Raw genomic sequence first — 18,843 nt, 5'->3', positions numbered from 1 at the left:
CGGCCTGGCTTTGGGTCACGCGGCTGCGACTGGGATTTTCTTGAACTCGCCGGTGGCGATCTTCTTTTGCCACTCGGCCGGGCCGGTGATGTGGGCGCTGGTGCCGCCCGCATCCACCGCTACCGTGACCGGCATGTCGACCACGTCGAATTCGTAGATCGCTTCCATGCCCAGGTCGGCAAAGCCGATGACCTTGGCAGTCTTGATGGCCTTGCTGACCAGGTAGGCCGCACCGCCGACGGCCATCAGGTAAGCGCTCTTGTGCTTCTTGATGGCTTCGATGGCAACCGGGCCGCGCTCGGACTTGCCGATCATCGAGATCAGGCCGGTTTCGGCCAGCATCATTTCAGTGAAGCCGTCCATGCGGGTGGCGGTGGTCGGGCCGGCGGGGCCCACGGCTTCATCACGCACAGGATCGACCGGGCCGACGTAGTAAATGACGCGGTTGGTGAAATCCACCGGCAGTTTTTCGCCCTTGGCCAGCATGTCTTTGATGCGCTTGTGCGCGGCGTCGCGGCCGGTCAGCATCTTGCCGTTGAGCAGCAGGGTCTGGCCGGGCTTCCAGCTGGCGACTTCTTCTTTCGTGAGCGTGTTGAGGTCGACCTTCTTGCTCTTTTGGTAGTCGGGCGTCCAGTTCACGTTGGGCCAGAGGTCCAGCGACGGCGGGTCCAGGTAGACCGGGCCGCTGCCGTCCATCACGAAGTGCGCATGGCGCGTGGCGGCGCAGTTGGGGATCATCGCCACGGGCTTGCTGGCCGCGTGTGTCGGATACATCTTGATCTTGATGTCGAGCACAGTGGTGAGGCCGCCCAGGCCCTGCGCGCCTATGCCCAGCGCGTTGACCTTTTCAAACAATTCAAGTCGCAGCTCTTCGGTCTTGGTCAGCGTGGCGCCCGAAGACGATTTGGCTTGCAGCTCGTACATGTCGAGATCGTCCATCAGGCTTTCCTTGGCCATCAGCACGGCTTTCTCGGCGGTGCCGCCAATGCCTATGCCCAGCATGCCGGGCGGGCACCAGCCGGCGCCCATGGTGGGCACGGTCTTGAGCACCCAGTCGACCACCGAGTCGCCGGGGTTGAGCATGACCATCTTGCTTTTGTTTTCACTGCCGCCGCCCTTGGCCGCCACGGTGACGTCGATGGTGTTGCCGGGCACCAGCTCGGTGAAGATCACGGCCGGTGTGTTGTCCTTGGTGTTCTTGCGGTCGAACTGCGGGTCGGCCACCACCGAGGCACGCAGGGTGTTGTCGGGGTGGTTGTAGCCGCGCCGCACGCCCTCGTTGATGGCGTCGTCCAGGCTGCCGGTAAAGCCTTCCCAGCGCACATCCATGCCGACTTTGAGGAACACATTGACGATGCCGGTGTCCTGGCAGATGGGGCGCTGGCCGGTCGCGCTCATCTTGCTGTTGGTGAGAATCTGCGCGATTGCGTCTTTGGCTGCGGGGCTTTGCTCGCGCTCATAGGCGCGTGCCAGGTGGGCGATGTAGTCGGTGGGGTGGTAGTAGCTGATGTATTGCAGGGCAGCGGCTACGGATTCGATGAGGTCGGCTTGCTTGATCGTGGTCATGGTGGGGTCGTCGTGAGGGATCGTTTCGAGGGGCGTTATGGGAATTCCGGGCAAACCCTGCAATTATCCCCGGCGCCCGGCCCGGCCGACGGCTTTCGGCAAAACCCTTTAGATGAGAATCTTTCTCGTTTGCCGTCATACTTGCATCCTTACCCTTTTGTTTTTCCTCTTTTCTCTCCCCTCTCTCCTTCTTTTTGACAGCGCAGGACATTCCATGACGACAAGCAGCACCACGCGCACGGAGCGCGACACCTTCGGCCCCATCGAAGTGCCGGCCAACAAACTCTGGGGCGCGCAGACGCAGCGTTCCCTGCAGAACTTTGACATCTCCGGCGAGCAGCAGCCGCGCGAAATCATCAAGGCGCTGGCGCAGGTCAAGCGTTCGTCGGCCAGGGTCAACCACGCGCTGGGCTTGCAGGACGAGAAGAAGACGAAGGCGATCGTGGCCGCGGCCGACGAGGTGATCGCCGGCAAGCACGCGGACGAATTTCCCCTGGTGGTCTGGCAGACGGGCTCCGGCACGCAGACCAATATGAACGTCAACGAAGTACTGGCCAACCGCGCCAGTGAAATTTTGGGCGGCGAGCGCGGCGAAGGCCGGCTGGTGCACCCCAACGACGACGTCAATCGCAGCCAGTCGTCCAATGACGTGTTTCCCACCGCCATGCATGTGGCTGCGGTGGAGGCGTTGACGCACAAGCTGCTGCCGGCGATTTCGAAGCTGCGCGGCACGCTGGCGCAAAAGGCCAAAGACTTTGGCGGCATCGTCAAGATTGGCCGCACCCACCTGCAGGATGCGACGCCGCTCACCCTGGGCCAGGAGTTCTCGGGGTATGTGGCGCAGCTGGACCATGGCGAAAAACATGTGCGCGCCGCCTTGCCGCATCTGTATGAACTGGCGCTGGGCGGCACCGCCGTCGGCACTGGCCTGAACGCACCCAAGGGCTATGCGGAGCAGGTGGCGGCTGAGCTGGCTGCTCTTACCGGCTTGCCCTTTGTCACCGCGCCCAACAAGTTTGAAGCATTGGCCTCTGTAGACGGCCTGGTGCATGCGCATGGTGCTTTGAAGACGCTGGCTGCCAGCATGATGAAGATCGCCAACGATGTGCGCTGGCTGGCCAGCGGCCCGCGCAGCGGCATCGGCGAACTCAGCATTCCCGAGAATGAACCCGGCTCGTCCATCATGCCGGGCAAGGTCAACCCGACGCAGAGCGAAGCCGTCACGATGCTGGCGGCACAGGTGTTCGGTAACGACGTCGCCATCAACTTTGGTGGAGCATCGGGCAACTTTGAACTCAATGTGTTCAGGCCCATGGTGGCGCACAACTTTTTGCAAAGCGTGCGCCTGCTGGCCGATGGCATGGTGAGTTTTAACGACCATTGCGCTGTGGGCATAGAGCCGAATCGTGAACGCATCACCGAGCTGGTCGATCGCTCGCTGATGCTGGTGACGGCGCTCAACACGCACATCGGCTACGACAAGGCCGCCTTCATCGCCAAGAAGGCCCACAAGGAAGGCAGCAGCCTGCGCGATGCAGCGCTGGCCTCCGGCCATGTCACTGCCGAGCAGTTTGACCAGTGGGTGGTGCCGGGGAATATGGTGGGCTGAGCCTGGCGACAAGCCGGTTTTGAGGGCGGTTGATTGACGAAATTAAGGGTTTACCCTAAGATCTCCTTTTTAGGCTATCCACGCCGGCCACAAAGGAAAATCATGACCGCTTTCGCCCTCTATTCGAAGATTGCCCAGCCTCTGCTCAGCGCACACACGCGTCTCTTGTTGCGTGAATTGATCGCTGCGACGCCTCTCTCGATTTTTATCAGCGCTGCGCGAGGCCGCTGATCATCATGGGCGGTTTGCGCCGCCCGTGATAAACCGCGTGATGCGGTTTGCATTTTTTATTTTTGCTTTTGTTTTGATGTCTCTCAAGCCCGGTGCAATGCCGGGTGTTTGCTGACCTTCGCATTGCGCGCTCAGGTTCAGCCTCGTTGATACGCACTCCCCATCTTGTGAATCAAGTCCGCTGCAGCGGATGGGGCTTTGCGCCCGGTGAATCTTTCAATCAGCTTTCGTTTTTTTGGCGTTGCGTAAAGTTTTTTTCAAACTTGATCACGGTCAAGCGGGCTTGCAAATGCACGCTCTCACAATCCGCTCACAACAACAGCATCAGCGATTGCAATTGCAATTTCCTCGGCATAAAACGACTGGAGACTTTCATGACTTACGCCAACAAGGCAACCCCCACAACATCCAGCGCTTATCGCTGGATGCAACTTCTCTTAGGCATCGTCTGTATGGCGATGATCGCCAACCTGCAATATGGCTGGACACTTTTTGTGAATCCAATTGCCGACAAGTACGGCTGGAGCAAGGCGGCCATACAGGTGGCCTTCACGATTTTTGTTTTGACCGAGACCTGGCTTGTGCCGATTGAAGGCTACCTGGTCGACCGCTTCGGCCCTCGTCCGGTCGTGATGATCGGCGGCCTTCTTTGCGGTGTGGGCTGGGTGATGAATTCTTATGCCGATTCGCTGACACTGCTCTACATCGCTGCTGCAATCAGCGGTATCGGCGCCGGCGCGGTGTACGGCACTTGCGTGGGCAATGCCTTGAAGTGGTTCCCGGATCGCCGCGGCCTGGCGGCGGGCTTGACGGCGGCGGGCTTTGGCGCGGGTTCTGCGCTCACGATTCTTCCGATCTCGGCCATGATTAAGGACAGCGGCTACCAGTCGGCCTTCCTGTACTTCGGCATCATTCAGGGCGTGGTGGTATTCGTCGTGTCCTTCCTGCTGACGCGCGCACCGGAGAACCTGGCCAAGAGCGGTGCCATCTCCACGATCAATGTGCAGCAGAGCCGGCGCGACTACAAGCCGTCTGAAGTCCTGCGCTCGCCGGTGTTCTGGGTGATGTACGTCATGTTCGTGATGGTCGCGGCCGGCGGTTTGATGGCCACTGCCCAGCTCGGCCCCATCGCCAAGGATTTCCATGTCGGTGATGTGCCTGTCAGCATCATGGGCCTGGCGCTGCCCGCGCTCACGTTTGCCCTCGCCATCGACCGCGTGCTTAACGGCCTGACCCGTCCTTTCTTCGGTTGGGTGTCGGACCAGATCGGCCGTGAAAAAACCATGCTGATCGCCTTTGGCATCGAATCGATCGGCATCCTGGCGCTGTACCAGTTCGGTCACAACCCGGTGGCCTTTGTGGTCCTGACGGGCATGGTGTTCTTCGCCTGGGGCGAGATCTACAGTCTCTTTCCGTCGACCTGCGCCGATACCTTTGGCTCCCGGTACGCCGCTGCCAACGCCGGCCTGCTGTACACCGCCAAGGGCACTGCGGCACTGCTGGTGCCTCTCTCTAGCGTGCTTACCGCGATGACCGGCAACTGGCACGCCGTGTTCATTGTCGGCAGCGTCATGAACGCGATCGCGGCGCTGATGGCCTGGTATGTGTTGCGCCCGATGCGGCGCGCCGAGATGGAAAAGGCCGTGTTGCCGGCCGCCGCGCCGGCCAGCGCGGCCGGCTTCAATCCCATTCCGCGTTCCGCGCAATAAGGCAACAAGAACAGGTCTTGCTGCGGCCCGCGGCCCTCAGTGGCGCCGGGCCGCAAGGCCTCACGGCTGAGCCGGATCTGCGGCCCGCTGTGTCTGGGACAATAGGGGCATGCTCAAGTTTGTCCACCGCACACTGAACCAGTTCATCAATTCGCAGTCGCTTTCGGGCGTGGTGCTGGCGCTCGCAGCAGTGCTGGCGCTCATCGCCAGCAACTCACCCTGGGGTGATGCCTACCAGCGCCTCGTGCACCTGCCTGGCGAATTGCGCGTAGGCGAGGGGTTGGTGCTTTCCAAGTCACTGCTGCACTGGGTCAATGACTTGTGGATGGCGGTGTTCTTTTTTCTGGTGGGGCTGGAGATCAAACGCGAATTGATCGAAGGTGAACTGGCCTCGCGCGCGCAGGCACTCTTGCCGGCGGGCGCTGCCTTGGGCGGCATGGTGGTGCCGGCCCTTATCTATATGGCGATCAATGCCGGCGATCCCGTCGCGCTGCGCGGCTGGGCCATCCCGGCGGCCACCGACATCGCATTTGCGCTGGGCATCCTGGTGCTGCTGGGCAGCCGTGTGCCGGCGTCACTGAAGGTGTTTTTGACGGCCGTGGCCATCATCGACGACCTGGGCGCCATTTTGATCATTGCGTTTTTCTATACCGACGGCCTGTCGCTGTCGGCACTGGCTGCGGCCGGCGTGGGTGTGCTGGTGCTGCTGGCTCTCAACCGCGCCAAAGTCATGGCAATAGGACCTTATGTTGCAGTGGGGCTGGTGATCTGGCTCTTTGTCTACAAGTCCGGCATTCACGCGACGCTGGCGGGTGTGGTGACTGCGCTGGCAATTCCTTTGTCCGACGGTAAAGGCGGCTCGCCTTTGAAAGCAGCCGAGCATGCGCTGCACCCATGGGTTGCTTTTGCCGTGTTGCCGGTGTTTGCCTTTGTCAATGCCGGTGTTTCGCTGCAAGGCGTCACCGTGTCGACCTTGCTGCAGAGCGTGCCGCTGGGCATCACGGCGGGCTTGTTGCTGGGCAAGGCCATGGGCGTGTTTGGCGCTTCGTGGCTGCTGATCCGCTTTGCCGGTGCGCGCCTGCCCGCAGGGTCCGGCTGGAGCCAGTTCTTTGGCGTATGCCTGTTGTGCGGCGTTGGCTTCACCATGAGCCTTTTTATCGGCGCGCTGGCCTTTGCAGGTCAGGATGCGGTGTACGAGACGCAGCTCAAGCTGGGTGTGCTGTGCGGCTCGCTGCTCTCGGGGGTGTTGGGGGCGCTGATGCTGATGCGCACCAGCAGCGCTGAAAAGGCGCCGGACTGACTGCCCGGCGCGGTGCGTTCAGTGCTTTTGTGCGGCGATGCCCGACATGATCTTGTCGGTGTAGGCAATCGCAATCGCTGACAGCAGGAAGGTGATGTGGATCACTGTCTGCGCGATCAGCACCTTGTTGGTGTAGTTGTCGGCGTTGATGAAGGTTTTCAGCAAGTGGATGGAGCTGATGCCGATGATGGCGGTGGCCAGCTTCACTTTCAGCACCGAGGCGTTCACATGGCTCAGCCACTCGGGCTGGTCGCGGTGGCCTTCAAGGTTCATGCGGCTCACAAAGGTTTCATACCCGCCCACGATCACCATGATCAAGAGATTGGAGATCATCACCACGTCGATCAGCGCCAGCACCACCAGCATGATGACGGTCTCATTGAGCGACACGATGGGGGTGGCGGTTTTGTAGCCGATGCTGGTGATCAGCGACTGCAGGGCGGTCTGGCTGCCGAAGGCGGCCTCAATCAGGTGCCACAGCTCGACCAGGAAATGCACCACATATACCGCCTGTGCGGCAATCAGGCCCAGGTAGAGCGGCAATTGCAGCCAGCGGCTGGCAAAAATCAGGTTGGGAAGCGGGCGCAGCGGAGAGATTTTGGTGGAGCCGGGGGGTAGGGTAGGTTCAGTCATGATGGCGTAAGCTGGGAGGTTGCGGCATTGTAGAGGGAGGGCGGTTACCGCCCGAATTTGACGAATTTGTAAGGTTCAAGCCAGTCAGTGGCTTGTAAGTGCGGCAGATGACAGTACCACGCATTCAGTGACAAACAGGAGACAAAACCAATGAGCGCCCCTAACTCCGCGATCGAATCCACCCTGGTCGAGAATCGCATTTTCCCGCCGGCACCGGCCACCGTGAAGGCTGCGCGCATTTCAGGCATGCCGGCTTACCAGGCACTGTGCGCGGAAGCCGAGAAGGATTTCGAAGGTTTCTGGGCCCGCCTGGCGCGCGAAAACCTGAGCTGGAAAAAGCCCTTTACCCAAACACTGGACGAGTCCAAGGCCCCGTTCTACAAGTGGTTTGCCGACGGCGAGCTCAATGCCTCGTACAACTGCCTGGACCGCCACCTCGGCACGCCGACCGAAAACAAAAAAGCCATTATTTTTGAAAGCGATGACGGCAAGGTCACCAACGTCACCTACAAAGAGCTGCACGCCAAGGTCAGCCAGTTTGCCAGTGCGCTGAAAGGCGCCGGCATCAAGAAGGGCGACCGCGTCATCATCTACATGCCGATGACGGTCGAAGGCGTGGTAGCCATGCAGGCCTGCGCGCGCATAGGCGCCACGCATTCGGTGGTGTTTGGCGGCTTCTCGGCCAAGAGCTTGCAGGAGCGAATCCAGGACGCTGGCGCTGTGGCCGTCATCACCGCCAACTACCAGTTGCGCGGTGGCAAGGAGCTGCCGCTCAAGGCCATCGTCGATGAAGGCATCGCCATGGGCGGCTGCGAGTCGATCAAGAATGTGATCGTCTACCAGCGCACGGCGACCGCCTGCAACATGGTGGCCGGGCGTGACAGCCTGATGCACGAAATCACCGCCAAGGCGGCGCCGGTGTGTGAGCCCGAGTTCGTCGGCGCGGAGCATCCGCTTTTTATCCTCTACACCTCGGGTTCGACCGGCAAACCAAAGGGCGTGCAGCACAGCACCGGCGGCTACCTGCTCTGGGCCAAACTGACGATGGACTGGACCTTCGACATCCAGCCCGCCGATGTGTTCTGGTGCACGGCCGACATCGGCTGGATCACCGGGCACACCTATGTGGCCTACGGCCCGCTGGCAGCAGGCGCGACGCAGATCATCTTTGAAGGCATCCCGACTTTCCCGAACGCCGGCCGCTTCTGGCAGATGATCGAAAAACACAAGGTCACGATCTTCTACACCGCGCCTACGGCGATCCGCTCGCTGATCAAGGCCGCCGAGGCTGACGAGAAAGTGCACCCGGCCCGCTCCGACTTGAGCAGTCTGCGCATCCTGGGCTCCGTCGGCGAGCCGATCAACCCGGAAGCCTGGATGTGGTACTACAAGAACGTGGGCGGCGAGCGTTGCCCCATCGTGGACACCTTCTGGCAAACCGAAACCGGTGGCCACATGATTACGCCGCTGCCCGGCGCAACACCGCTAGTGCCTGGTAGCTGCACGCTGCCCTTGCCCGGCATCATGACCGCCATCGTCGACGAAACCGGCAAGGATTTGCCCAATGGCGCGGGTGGCATGCTGGTGGTGAAGCGTCCCTGGCCTTCGATGATTCGCACCATCTGGAATGACCCGGACCGCTTCAAGAAGAGCTATTTCCCCGAGGAAATGGGCGGCACGATTTACCTGGCCGGCGACGGCGCGGTGCGCAACGTGGATAACGGTTACTTCCGCATCACCGGCCGCATCGACGACGTACTCAATGTGTCGGGCCACCGCATGGGCACCATGGAAATCGAATCGGCGCTGGTGGCGCATTCCGCACTGGTGGCCGAGGCTGCAGTGGTGGGGCGGCCCGATGACCTGACGGGCGAGGCCATCGTGGCTTTTGTGGTGCTCAAGCGCTCACGCCCCACGGGCGATGAAGCCAAGGCGATTGCCAAGGAGTTGCGCGACTGGGTCGGCAAGGAAATCGGACCCATCGCCAAACCCAAGGACATCCGTTTCGGCGACAACCTGCCCAAGACCCGAAGCGGCAAGATCATGCGCCGCCTCCTGCGCGGTATTGCCAAGGGCGAGGCGATTACGCAGGACACTTCTACTTTAGAGAACCCCGCCATCCTCGATCAGCTGGCTGAAAAACAGTGAAGTGAATCAGGCATTAAAAAAAGCCCGTCGATGACGGGCTTTTTTGTGGGCGTGTGAACTGCTTATTTGACTGTCAGGATCCAGGCTGCCAGTTTCTTGGCTTCATCGGGGCTTACCTGCGGGTTGGCAGGCATTGGCACCGGGCCCCAGGCACCTGAGCCGCCTTTGATAACCTTGGCGGCCAGCTTGTCGACAGCGTCTTTCTGGCCGGCGTATTTGGCGGCCACGTCTTTGTAGGAAGGACCCACCAGTTTCTTGTCGACGGCGTGGCAGGTCATGCAGTTTTTGGCAGTTGCCAGTTGCAGGTCAGCCAGGGCGGGAGTCGATACTGCAAGACCTGCAGCCATGGAAGCGATTACCAAAAGAATACGTTTCATGAAGAGTCCTCGTGGGGTAGTTATGGATTCGGTTACAGTCAATTAACGTGATTGTAGTGATGTCGGTTGACCCTTGTTTCGAGGGGATACCCCTTGGTTTCGGCCGGCATTTTCAGGAATATTCTCAGGAGAAACCCATGTATTTTTTATTGATTGGCATTGCGGCGCTGGCGCTGAAGTACCTGGAAATCGGACCCGTCGCAACGTGGAGCTGGTTCATTGTGCTGTCACCGTTTGTGCTAGCCGTCGTCTGGTGGTGGTACGCTGATGCATCGGGTTACACCAAGAAAAAAGAAATCGAAAAAATGGAGCAGCGCAAGCAGGACCGCATCGACAAGCAGCGTGATGCCATGGGCATGCTTTCAGCCAAGAAAAGGAAGAAATAAACGGAGCTTGCACGGGCAGTTGCAAGCTACCTGATAAGAACCAATGTAGTGGCGTTCCATGAGCGGTATGTGACCCGCAAGCAAAGAGCCCGTGAAGTATGTAACTTCACGGGCTCTTTGTTTTCCAGCGTGTCACCGACCCAAACCTGGGTCGGGATAAGCGCTCAATAGTCGTCCAGCACAGCGCCCTTGCTGGCGCTTGACGCATTGAACGCGAATTTGGCCTGCACACCGCGGGTGTAACGCGGCGCGGGGGCCTTCCAGCCCACCTTGCGCTTGGCCAGCTCCGCGTCGCTGATGTTCAGTTGCAGCAGCAGTTGCTTGGAGTCGATGGTGATGGAGTCACCTTCGTGGATGAAGGCGATGTTGCCGCCGGCTGCGGCTTCTGGCGCGACGTGGCCGACCACCATGCCCCAGGTGCCGCCCGAGAAGCGCCCGTCGGTGATCAGGCCCACGCTCTCGCCCAGGCCGGCGCCTATCAGCGCGCCGGTGGGGGCCAGCATTTCAGGCATGCCGGGGCCGCCCTTGGGGCCGAGGTAACGCAGCACCATCACATCGCCAGCCTTGATCTTGCCGGCCAGGATGGCGGCCAGTGCGGACTGCTCGTCATCAAACACGCGGGCCGGGCCGGTCATCACTGGGTTTTTCAGGCCGGTGATCTTGGCCACGCAGCCTTCGGGCGAGAGGTTGCCTTTCAGGATGGCCAGGTGGCCTTGCGCATACATGGGGTTGTTAATGGGGCGGATCACGTCCTGGTCGGCGCGCGGCACTTCGGGCACGTCCTTGAGTGTCTCGGCGATGGTCTGGCCCGAGATCGTCAGGCAGTCGCCGTGCAGCAGGCCGGCGGCCAGCAGTGTTTTCATCACTTGCGGGATGCCGCCGGCGCGGTGCAGGTCGACCGCGAGGTATTTGCCCGACGGCTTCAGGTCGCACAGCACGGGTGTGCGCTGGCGCACGCGCTCGAAGTCGTCAATGCTCCATTCGACGCCGGCGGTGTGGGCGATGGCCAGGAAGTGCAGCACGGCATTGGTGGAACCACCGGTGGCCATGATCACCGCCACGGCGTTTTCGATCGCCTTTTTGGTGACGATGTCGCGCGGTTTGATGTCCTTCTTGATAGCTTCAACGAGCACCTTGGCCGACTCTTTGGCCGAGTTCATTTTTTCGTCATGCGGATTGGCCATGGTGCTGGAGTAGGGCAGCGAAATGCCGAGCGCTTCAAAAGCGCTGGACATGGTGTTGGCCGTGTACATGCCGCCGCAGCTGCCGGTGCCCGGAATGGCGCGGCGCTCGATCTGCAGCAGGTCCTCGTCGCTCATGCGGCCGGCGGCGTTTTCACCCACAGCTTCAAACACGCTGACGATGTTGAGGTCCTTGCCCTTGTAGCTGCCGGGCAGGATGGTGCCGCCGTAGACGTAAATCGACGGCACATTGGCGCGCAGCATTCCCATCAGGCCGCCGGGCATGTTCTTGTCGCAGCCGCCGACTACCAGTACGCCGTCCATCCACTGGCCTTGTACGCAGGTTTCGATGCAGTCCGAGATCACTTCGCGGCTCACGAGGGAGTACTTCATGCCCTCGGTGCCCATGGCCATGCCGTCGGAGATGGTGGGGGTGCCGAACACCTGGGCGTTGCCGCCGGCTTCTTCAATGCCGGCAATCGCCGCGTCGGCCAGTTTTTGCAGGCCGCTGTTGCAGGGCGTGATGGTGCTGTGGCCGTTGGCCACGCCGATCATCGGCTTCTTGAAATCGTCCGCCTCGTAACCCATGGCGTAGTACATGGAACGGTTGGGCGCGCGCGATTTGCCCTCGGTGATGTTTTTGCTGCGCGGATTGGCGACGATGTTGACGGTTTTGGTGTTCATGGCTGTCTCGTGGGTGGGTTGCTTGCCGGGCGTCTGATAAGGCCCAGGCATGTTCTCGGGAAACCAGAGTATGCGTGCTTTGATTGATTCTTTCCAATCCATTATGTGTGGTGTATTAATATGTATTGCATATAAGTGATGCCGTGAAAGCGACCCGAGTCCCGAGAACCCTATGGACACAAATTTCCGCAAAACGCCTTTGATCGAGCTTCGCCTGTGGCGCCAGTTTCTGGCTGTGGCCGAAGAGCTCCATTTCGGCCGCGCGGCCCAGCGCCTGAGCATGACCCAGCCGCCGCTGACGCAGGCCATTGCGCAACTGGAAGTGCTGCTGGGCTTGCGGCTCTTTGATCGCACCAAGCGCAGCGTGCAGCTCACGGCGGCGGGCGCTGCCTTGGTGCCTGAGGCACGCGACCTGCTGGCGCGCGCCCAGGCCCTGCCTGCCTACGCACGTGCCAGCGCCGACGGCGAGGCCGGGCGCCTCAGGCTGGCCTTTGTCTCGACGGCGGGTTTTGACCTGCTGCCGCGCTGGGTGCGGGCTTTTCGCGAGCAATACCCCAAGGTGCAGCTGGAGCTGATCGAGGCGACCGGTGACGTGCAGCTACAGGCTTTTGAGCGCGGCGAGATCGATGCGGGTTTCATGCTGCATTCGCCCGGGTTTGCGCCGCCAGGTCTCGCATCGCGGCGCATCAGCCAGGACCCGCTGGTGGTTGCCATCCCGGAGCAGAGCGAACTCGCCGGCCAGACGGCGCCGGCCCTGAAAGACCTGCTGGCGCAACCGCTGGTGATCTTTCCCCGGCGCATCCTGCCTTCGCTGTACGACGCGATCTTTGCCATGTACCACGGCGCCGGCAATTTGCCGCGGGTCGCGCAGGAGGCCATCCAGATGCAGACCATCGTCAACCTGGTGTCGGCCGGGCTGGGCGTGGCCTGGGTGCCTGAAAGCGTGCGGCAGTTTCAGCGGCCCGGCGTGGTGTACCGCAGCGCAGCGGCCGGGGCTGTGCGTTCAGGTTCGCGTGCTGCCGGTGTGGTGGTGCCGGGGTGCGAAACCAGCCTGGTCTGGCCCGCCGCCAGCGCCAACCCTGCGCTGGCGCGCTTCATGGCCTTTATCGATTCATCGACCGGTTAAAAGCCTCTTCGCGCTCGCGCTGCCGGCGCGCCGCTACCGCACTTTGCTGCTGCTGCCTTTCCGCCGGAGTGAGCTCGCGCTGTTCCATCCTGCGCTGCGCGATCTCTCCGGCGCTGCTGCAGCGGGCGCCGTGACTGGCTTCACAGCTGGCAATGATCTGTTTATCGGTGGGCGCGGGCGTAGGTGCGGTGCCGCCTTTGCGCAACCCGCCCACGGCGGCGGTCTGCCGCGATCCGCCAGCGGAGGCGTCTGCCGCTGCCGCCCGTGCATTGGCCGCCGCGTTTTCCGCTGCCCAATCCTTGGGTGGTGGCGTGCCGGCTACCGGTGCCGCCGGCGCGACGGGTGCTACAAACCCGGGCGCCCGCATGATGAGCTTTTCATCTTTGGCGGCCGGCGATGCACAGGGCAATTGCGAGAAAACTTTTTTTCCGCTGGCGTCAAGGCATTGGTAGACCTGTGCTGCAGCGTGTTGCATGAACAGCAGGCCCAGGAGGCCTGTAACAAGGGCAGGGCGGAAAGCAGGGCGCATGGCGGCTCCGGTTAGTGTTCTTTGCCAAGTCTAATCCAGCACGGCCTGTGTGTAAGCCCTTTTGGTGACTCTGTTTCGAGGCTTGCGTGCAAAATACCGTATGCTTACTCATCCCCAAATCAATCCCGTCGCGCTTCAGCTCGGCCCTGTCGGCATCCACTGGTACGGCCTGACTTACCTGGCGGCTTTCGGCCTGTTTTTCTTTTTGGCGACGCGGCGCCTTCGCCATGAGCCTTTTGCGTCCATCACCGGCCCCGGCGCCTGGTCGCGCAAAGACATCGAAGACATCCTGTTTCTCGGCGTGATGGGCGTGGTGCTTGGCGGGCGCATTGGCTACTGCCTTTTCTACAAACCCGGCTATTACCTTTCACACCCGCTGGAGATTTTTTTCGTGTGGCAGGGCGGCATGAGCTTTCACGGCGGCATGCTGGGTGTGCTGGCCTCGCAGTGGTGGTTTGCGCGCTCGCGCCAGCGGCCCTGGCTGCAGGTGATGGACTTTGTGGCGCCTTGCGTGCCGACGGGGCTGGCGGCGGGTCGCGTCGGCAACTTCATCAACGGCGAACTGTGGGGCCGTTTCAGCGACCCGGCGTTGCCCTGGGGCATGGTGTTTCCGGGCAGCGGCTCCATGCAGCCGCGCCATCCTTCGCAGGTCTACCAGTTCCTGATGGAAGGGCTGCTGCTTTTTGTGCTGTTGTGGCTGTACGCGCGCAAACCGCGCAAGACAGGGCAGGTCTCCGGCGCTTTCCTGCTGGGCTATGGCGTGTTCCGCTTCATTGCCGAGTTCTTCCGCGAGCCCGACGAGTTCCTCGGCATCCTCGCCCTGGGTATGAGCATGGGTCAGTGGCTGTGCGTGCCCATGATTGTGGGTGGCGCCTGGCTCTGGGTTTGGGCTTCAAAGCGGCCCCAGGCCTTATAGGACGAGCGTAGGCAGCTATCTGTTTGATAGCGGGCAGGGTGGCCGCGTGCAGGCGGCCTGCCCGGGCAGGCCCACTCCGGTCCGCCTGTCCGCCTGGCCCGGCGTACCCCCAAGCTCCCAAGCTCCCAAGCTCCCAAGCTCCCAAGCTCCCAAGCTCCCAAGCTCCCAAGCTCCGGTCTGGCGTCTACGGGTTTTTCCCTGTCGTTTTCAGGCACATACCACTTGATGGCGTGCTTGTTATTTTTCATAATTACAGGTAATTACTTGAAATTATTGCTGCTTCAGGCGATACGCCAGTCGTGAAATGAGTTTTCGGGCGGGTGTTTGCAAAGGGCCGTCTCGCCGACGGGTTGTGTGTCAGTCAAGGGGTCATGCCATGCGTCTTGTCCAGAGTTCATTGCACCAGGAAGTCGCCGACACGCTGCGGGAGCAAATCTTTGCCGGCCAGCTGGCGCCCGGAAGCTTTCTGGACGAGGTGGCGCTGTGCGAGCGCCTGGAGATCTCCCGCACGCCGTTGCGCGAGGCGCTCAAGGTGCTGACATCGGAAGGCTTGCTGCGCCACGAACCCCGGCGCGGCTGCTTCGTCAATGAAGTCACCGAAAAAGACCTTGACGACATCTTCCCCGTCATTGCGCTGCTGGAGGGCCGCTGCGCCTACGAAGCGGCGCGCAACGCCACCGATGCCGACCTGGCGGCGCTCACCACGCTGCATGAGCGCCTGAACAGCCACGCCAGCGCCGGCAGGATCAACGAGTACTACGCCACCAACTTTGCCATCCACGAGGCCATCATCCTGTTGGCCGACAACCGCTGGCTGGCGCAGGCCATTGCCGACCTGCGCAAGATCCTCAAGCTGGCCCGGCTGCAACAGCTGCACGCGCCCGGCCGTCTGGCGCAAAGCCTGTCGGAGCACATGACGGTGTTCGCCGCCCTCAAAAGCCGCGACAGCGAGGGCGCCGAAGCCGCCATGCGCACCCACCTCACGCGCCAGCGAGAGGCGCTGCGCGACCTGGCCCGCAACCAACGCTCGCGGGTGGCCTCATGAGCGCCGCCGACTGGCTCAGCCGCAACGTCTCCCGGCTCACGTCGGGCGACAAGGCTTCTACAGAAAAAACCGCTGCCGCGTCCGCGGATAAAGCACAAGCCGCCGGTAAAAAGACTGCGGCGAATGCAGTCCTGCCATCACGCAACACACACGAGCGTTTGCAGGCCACGTTGAGCCAGAAAGACGAGGCGCTGTCGCCGCGCGTGCTGCGCCGCACGCTGCAGGAGTTGCAGGCCATCATCGACCCGCGTGTGAGCGAGGTGGAAGGCGGCCGCCGGGCCATGTCGATTGCCGCCTGGTACGAAGGCGCCACACCCGCGCGCCGGCGCGACCTGTGGATGCTGATGAGCGAGCAATTCGTCGCCAATCCGCAAAAGGTCAAGGCCGCGCAGGCGCAGTTTGCCGCGGCGGTGGGCACGCCTGAAGAAGCGGTGGCCGAGGTGCGCTACCGCCGCGCCACGGTGTCGCCGCGCCGGCGTTTGCTGCAACGCTTCAGCGTCTACCCGGGCGGCATCCAGTTTCTGGTCGACATGCGTGCCGACATGCAGCCCAGCCTCAAGGCCGACAAGCGCCTGCTGGCGCTGGACGTCGAGATGGAATACATGTTTTCCACCTGGTTCGACGTGGGCTTTCTCGACCTGCGCCGCATCACCTGGGATTCACCAGCCTCGCTGATTGAAAAGCTCATCAAGTACGAGGCCGTGCATGACATCAAGGGCTGGGCTGATGTAAAGAACCGGCTCGACAGCGACAGGCGCTGCTACGGCTTTTTCCACCCGCGCCTGCCCGAAGTGCCGCTGATCTTTGTGGAAGTCGCCATGGTCGAGCAGATCGCTGGCGACATCATGCCGCTGCTTGACGAACTGGCCGCGCCGTCGGACCTGAGTCGCGCCACCACCGCGATTTTTTATTCCATCAGCAACACGCAGGCAGGCTTGCGCGGTGTGAGTTTTGGCGATTCATTGATCAAGCGTGTGGTCGAAACACTCAAGGAAGAGTTCCCCAAGCTCAAGACCTTTGCGACGCTTTCGCCGATTCCGGGCTTTCGCGGCTGGCTGGGCAAGAATGCCGGCGCGATGCTCGACAAGTTGAATGAGAAGGAACGTTCGGCTCTCGGCCGTGCCGTGGGTTTTGAGCCTCCGGGCGCGGGGCATTTTCTCAGCGCGATTGAAGACCCGCTGCAACTGGCCGATAAATCGCCGGTGCGCAAGATGCTACTGCAATGCGCGGCGCACTACCTGGGCCGTGCGATGGAAGAGGGTAAGCCGCTGGATCCTGTGGCGCGCTTTCACTTGGGCAACGGCGCGCGCATAGAGCGCATCAACTGGGCTGGTGACCCAACGCCCAAAGGGCTGAAACAGTCTTATGGCCTGATGGTGAATTACCTCTATGACCTGAGGCGCCTGGACCGGCACCGCGCGCTGCTCGCACAGGGGGAAATCCCCGTATCAGGTGACATTGAAGATTTGTACATTTGAATGTGTACTTAGGATTGCGGCGGGTAATCGTCGCACCGTGTTGAGTGTGCTTTTTTTACTGGGTTTATTTTTCTGATTCAACAACGACAGGAGACAGAGATGACTTTCAATTTTGAAGCCAGCGGTTCCCGGCGCGATATCTTGCGCGCTGCGGCGGCCGGTGCAGCCACGATGTCCTTCGGCGCCTATGCCCAGTCGGCATGGCCCACCAAGCCGGTGACGATGATCGTGCCGTTTCCGGCCGGCGGCGGCACCGACGCGTTCGCGCGGCCCTTGTCGTCCCAGTTCGCCAAGCTCACGGGCAAGACGCTCATCATCGACAACCGCGGCGGCGCCGGCGGCACGCTGGGCGCCAGCATCGCCGCCAAGGCGCAGCCCGATGGCTACACACTCTTTATGGGCGCGGTGCATCACACCATTGCACCGTCGATGTACCCCAAGCTGGACTACGACATCGAAAAAGACTTTGCGCCCCTGGCGCTGATGGCCAACGTGCCGCAGGTGCTGGTGGTCAACCCGCGCAACATGCCTTTCGCCGACTTCAAGGCCTACATCGAGGCCGTGCGCAAGGCGCCGGGCAAGTACAACTACGGCTCGGCCGGTGCAGGCACGTCGCACCACCTGGCGGGCGAGCTCTTCAAGCAGCAGACCAAAACCTTCATCACGCACATTCCTTACCGCGGTGCGGGCCCGGCCCTGCAGGACTTGATCTCCGGCAACGTCGATATGATGTTTGACGGGCTGGGTTCCTCGGCGGCGCATATCAAGGGCGGCCGCATCAAGGCGCTGATGGTGGCCGGCACCAAGCGCAACCCGGCCTTCCCCGATGTACCTTGCGCCGGCGAGCTCGGTTTGCCCGAGTACACCGTGACCACCTGGTACGGCATCTGGGCGCCCAAGAACACACCGGCCGACGTGCAGGCGCGCATCGTGGACGACCTGCGCAAGGCCTCCGCCACCGATGAACTCAAGACCATCTGGGCCAGCAACGGCGCGGACTTCGGCAACCTCACGCCGCAGCAGTTCGGCACCTTTGTGAGCAATGAGGTCAAACGCTGGTCGGCCGTGGTGAAGGCCTCCGGCGCCAAACTTGAATGACCTTTGAATGACCGGCGCCGTTCTGCTGGAAGTGAAGGGCGCCCTTGCCTTCGTGACCCTGTCTCACCCCGGCAAGCTCAATGCGATGTCTCGCGCCATGTGGCGCGAGCTGCGCGCGGTGTTTGAAAGCATCCAGCAAAACGCAGCCTTGCGCTGCGTGCTGATGCGAGGCGAGGGCGGGCACTTCTGCGCCGGTGGCGATATTTCGGAGTACGCCGGTTTCCGGTTTGAAGAAACCGGCCTGCGCGAATTTCACGAGGGCGATGTCTGGGGCGGCTTGCAAGCCATGCTGGACTGCGATGTGCCCGTGGTCGCGCAAGTTGAGGGCAACTGCATGGGCGCCGGCATGGAGATCGCCAGCTGCTGCGACATCCGCGTTGCCGGTGACACGGCGAAATTCGGCGCGCCCATTGCGAAGCTTGGGTTTCCCATGGCGCCGCGCGAGGCCGCGCTGGTGATGCGTGTGGCTGGCGAGTTGACGGCCCGCGAGATGCTGCTGTCGGCTGCAGTGCTGGGCGCCGCGGAGATGAAGCAGCGCGGCTTCCTCAACCAGGTGGTGGCAGCTGGCGATGCGAGCGCTGCGGCCATGGAATACATGAACCGCTGCGCGACACTTGCACCGGGCGCCGCGCGGCTGAATAAACAGGCATTTCGGGCTCTGGCCCCCGCCGGTAGCCCGCAAGCGGCTACCGAATTAATAGCAGGCGCTTACCGCTACGCTGCGTCGCCCGAGCACCGCGAAGGCGTGACCGCCTTTATTGAAAAACGCCCGCCCCGGTTTGACGCCCCGGAGCACTGACTTCCGCTGATCTTTTTATTACTGACCG

General features: G+C 61.8%; 17 protein-coding genes. 12 read left to right on the top strand and 5 right to left on the bottom strand.

What is annotated here, in order from left to right; translation table 11 throughout:
• Positions 1 to 15 precede the first annotated feature (15 nt).
• Positions 16 to 1,566 carry a fumarate hydratase gene (locus tag BM408_RS07230; protein WP_092128357.1) on the bottom strand — a complete coding sequence of 517 codons (1,551 nt, stop codon included), beginning with the start codon at positions 1,564 to 1,566 and terminating at the stop codon, positions 16 to 18.
• Positions 1,567 to 1,780: 214 nt separating this feature from the next.
• On the opposite strand from BM408_RS07230, the gene fumC reads away from it, so the two are divergent.
• The 4 genes from fumC (at position 1,781) to nhaA (ending at position 6,415) form a co-directional block, all read left to right on the top strand.
• Entirely contained in the window at positions 1,781 to 3,175 is a 1,395-nt protein-coding gene (gene fumC / locus BM408_RS07225; RefSeq protein ID WP_092128355.1) for a class II fumarate hydratase, read from the top strand.
• A gap of 102 nt (positions 3,176 to 3,277) precedes the next feature.
• Positions 3,278 to 3,406: a hypothetical protein gene (locus tag BM408_RS23210; RefSeq protein ID WP_256375252.1), complete on the top strand. Its 129-nt coding sequence runs from the start codon at positions 3,278 to 3,280 to the stop codon at positions 3,404 to 3,406.
• A gap of 374 nt (positions 3,407 to 3,780) precedes the next feature.
• Complete coding sequence (oxlT, locus tag BM408_RS07220; protein WP_092128353.1) at positions 3,781 to 5,115, top strand: oxalate/formate MFS antiporter; 1,335 nt, start codon at positions 3,781 to 3,783, stop codon at positions 5,113 to 5,115.
• Between the two features lie 109 nt (positions 5,116 to 5,224).
• Complete coding sequence (gene nhaA, locus BM408_RS07215) at positions 5,225 to 6,415, top strand: Na+/H+ antiporter NhaA (protein ID WP_092128351.1); 1,191 nt, start codon at positions 5,225 to 5,227, stop codon at positions 6,413 to 6,415.
• Between the two features lie 18 nt (positions 6,416 to 6,433).
• Here the strand turns inward: nhaA and BM408_RS07210 are convergent, their stop codons facing one another.
• The gene (locus BM408_RS07210) at positions 6,434 to 7,048 is read right to left on the bottom strand and encodes a YqhA family protein (protein ID WP_092128349.1); all 615 of its coding nucleotides are present in this window, start codon (positions 7,046 to 7,048) and stop codon (positions 6,434 to 6,436) included.
• 150 nt (positions 7,049 to 7,198) lie between these two features.
• Between BM408_RS07210 and acs the strand changes: the two genes are divergently transcribed.
• Positions 7,199 to 9,196, top strand: a complete 1,998-nt coding sequence (acs, locus tag BM408_RS07205) for an acetate--CoA ligase (RefSeq protein ID WP_092128347.1) — start codon at positions 7,199 to 7,201, stop codon at positions 9,194 to 9,196.
• Positions 9,197 to 9,258: 62 nt separating this feature from the next.
• Here the strand turns inward: acs and BM408_RS07200 are convergent, their stop codons facing one another.
• The gene (locus BM408_RS07200; RefSeq protein WP_092128344.1) at positions 9,259 to 9,573 is read right to left on the bottom strand and encodes a c-type cytochrome; all 315 of its coding nucleotides are present in this window, start codon (positions 9,571 to 9,573) and stop codon (positions 9,259 to 9,261) included.
• Positions 9,574 to 9,710: 137 nt separating this feature from the next.
• On the opposite strand from BM408_RS07200, the gene BM408_RS07195 reads away from it, so the two are divergent.
• The gene (locus BM408_RS07195; RefSeq protein ID WP_092128341.1) at positions 9,711 to 9,959 is read left to right on the top strand and encodes a TIGR04438 family Trp-rich protein; all 249 of its coding nucleotides are present in this window, start codon (positions 9,711 to 9,713) and stop codon (positions 9,957 to 9,959) included.
• A 164-nt stretch (positions 9,960 to 10,123) separates the two neighbouring features.
• On the opposite strand, the gene ilvD is transcribed toward BM408_RS07195, so the two are convergent.
• Positions 10,124 to 11,824, bottom strand: coding sequence for a dihydroxy-acid dehydratase (gene ilvD / locus BM408_RS07190; protein ID WP_092128567.1), 1,701 nt, complete (start codon positions 11,822 to 11,824; stop codon positions 10,124 to 10,126).
• A gap of 172 nt (positions 11,825 to 11,996) precedes the next feature.
• Here ilvD and BM408_RS07185 point away from each other — a divergent pair, with 172 nt between their 5' ends.
• Positions 11,997 to 12,950: a LysR family transcriptional regulator gene (locus BM408_RS07185; RefSeq protein ID WP_092128339.1), complete on the top strand. Its 954-nt coding sequence runs from the start codon at positions 11,997 to 11,999 to the stop codon at positions 12,948 to 12,950.
• Here the strand turns inward: BM408_RS07185 and BM408_RS07180 are convergent.
• Positions 12,928 to 13,479 carry a DUF4124 domain-containing protein gene (locus BM408_RS07180; RefSeq protein ID WP_092128337.1) on the bottom strand — a complete coding sequence of 184 codons (552 nt, stop codon included), beginning with the start codon at positions 13,477 to 13,479 and terminating at the stop codon, positions 12,928 to 12,930. The genes BM408_RS07185 and BM408_RS07180 overlap by 23 nt on opposite strands.
• A gap of 100 nt (positions 13,480 to 13,579) precedes the next feature.
• On the opposite strand from BM408_RS07180, the gene lgt reads away from it, so the two are divergent.
• The 5 genes from lgt (at position 13,580) to BM408_RS07155 (ending at position 18,815) form a co-directional block, all read left to right on the top strand.
• Positions 13,580 to 14,395 (top strand): prolipoprotein diacylglyceryl transferase, encoded by an 816-nt coding sequence (gene lgt, locus BM408_RS07175; protein ID WP_092128335.1) that lies wholly within the window; start codon positions 13,580 to 13,582, stop codon positions 14,393 to 14,395.
• A 376-nt stretch (positions 14,396 to 14,771) separates the two neighbouring features.
• Positions 14,772 to 15,440, top strand: a complete 669-nt coding sequence (locus BM408_RS07170) for a GntR family transcriptional regulator (protein ID WP_092128332.1) — start codon at positions 14,772 to 14,774, stop codon at positions 15,438 to 15,440.
• Positions 15,437 to 16,918: a malonyl-CoA decarboxylase domain-containing protein gene (locus tag BM408_RS07165; protein WP_092128330.1), complete on the top strand. Its 1,482-nt coding sequence runs from the start codon at positions 15,437 to 15,439 to the stop codon at positions 16,916 to 16,918. The genes BM408_RS07170 and BM408_RS07165 overlap by 4 nt, the downstream gene beginning before the upstream one ends.
• A 99-nt stretch (positions 16,919 to 17,017) precedes the next feature.
• Positions 17,018 to 18,016, top strand: a complete 999-nt coding sequence (locus BM408_RS07160) for a Bug family tripartite tricarboxylate transporter substrate binding protein (protein ID WP_092128328.1) — start codon at positions 17,018 to 17,020, stop codon at positions 18,014 to 18,016.
• 7 nt (positions 18,017 to 18,023) lie between these two features.
• Complete coding sequence (locus BM408_RS07155) at positions 18,024 to 18,815, top strand: enoyl-CoA hydratase/isomerase family protein (protein ID WP_092128326.1); 792 nt, start codon at positions 18,024 to 18,026, stop codon at positions 18,813 to 18,815.
• Positions 18,816 to 18,843 lie beyond the last annotated feature (28 nt).

This window comes from Polaromonas sp. YR568 (assembly GCF_900116715.1).
Lineage (GTDB): Bacteria > Pseudomonadota > Gammaproteobacteria > Burkholderiales > Burkholderiaceae_C > Polaromonas.
The sequence above is the reverse complement of the archived record's forward strand: the minus strand, read 5'-3'. Positions and strand labels throughout refer to the sequence as shown.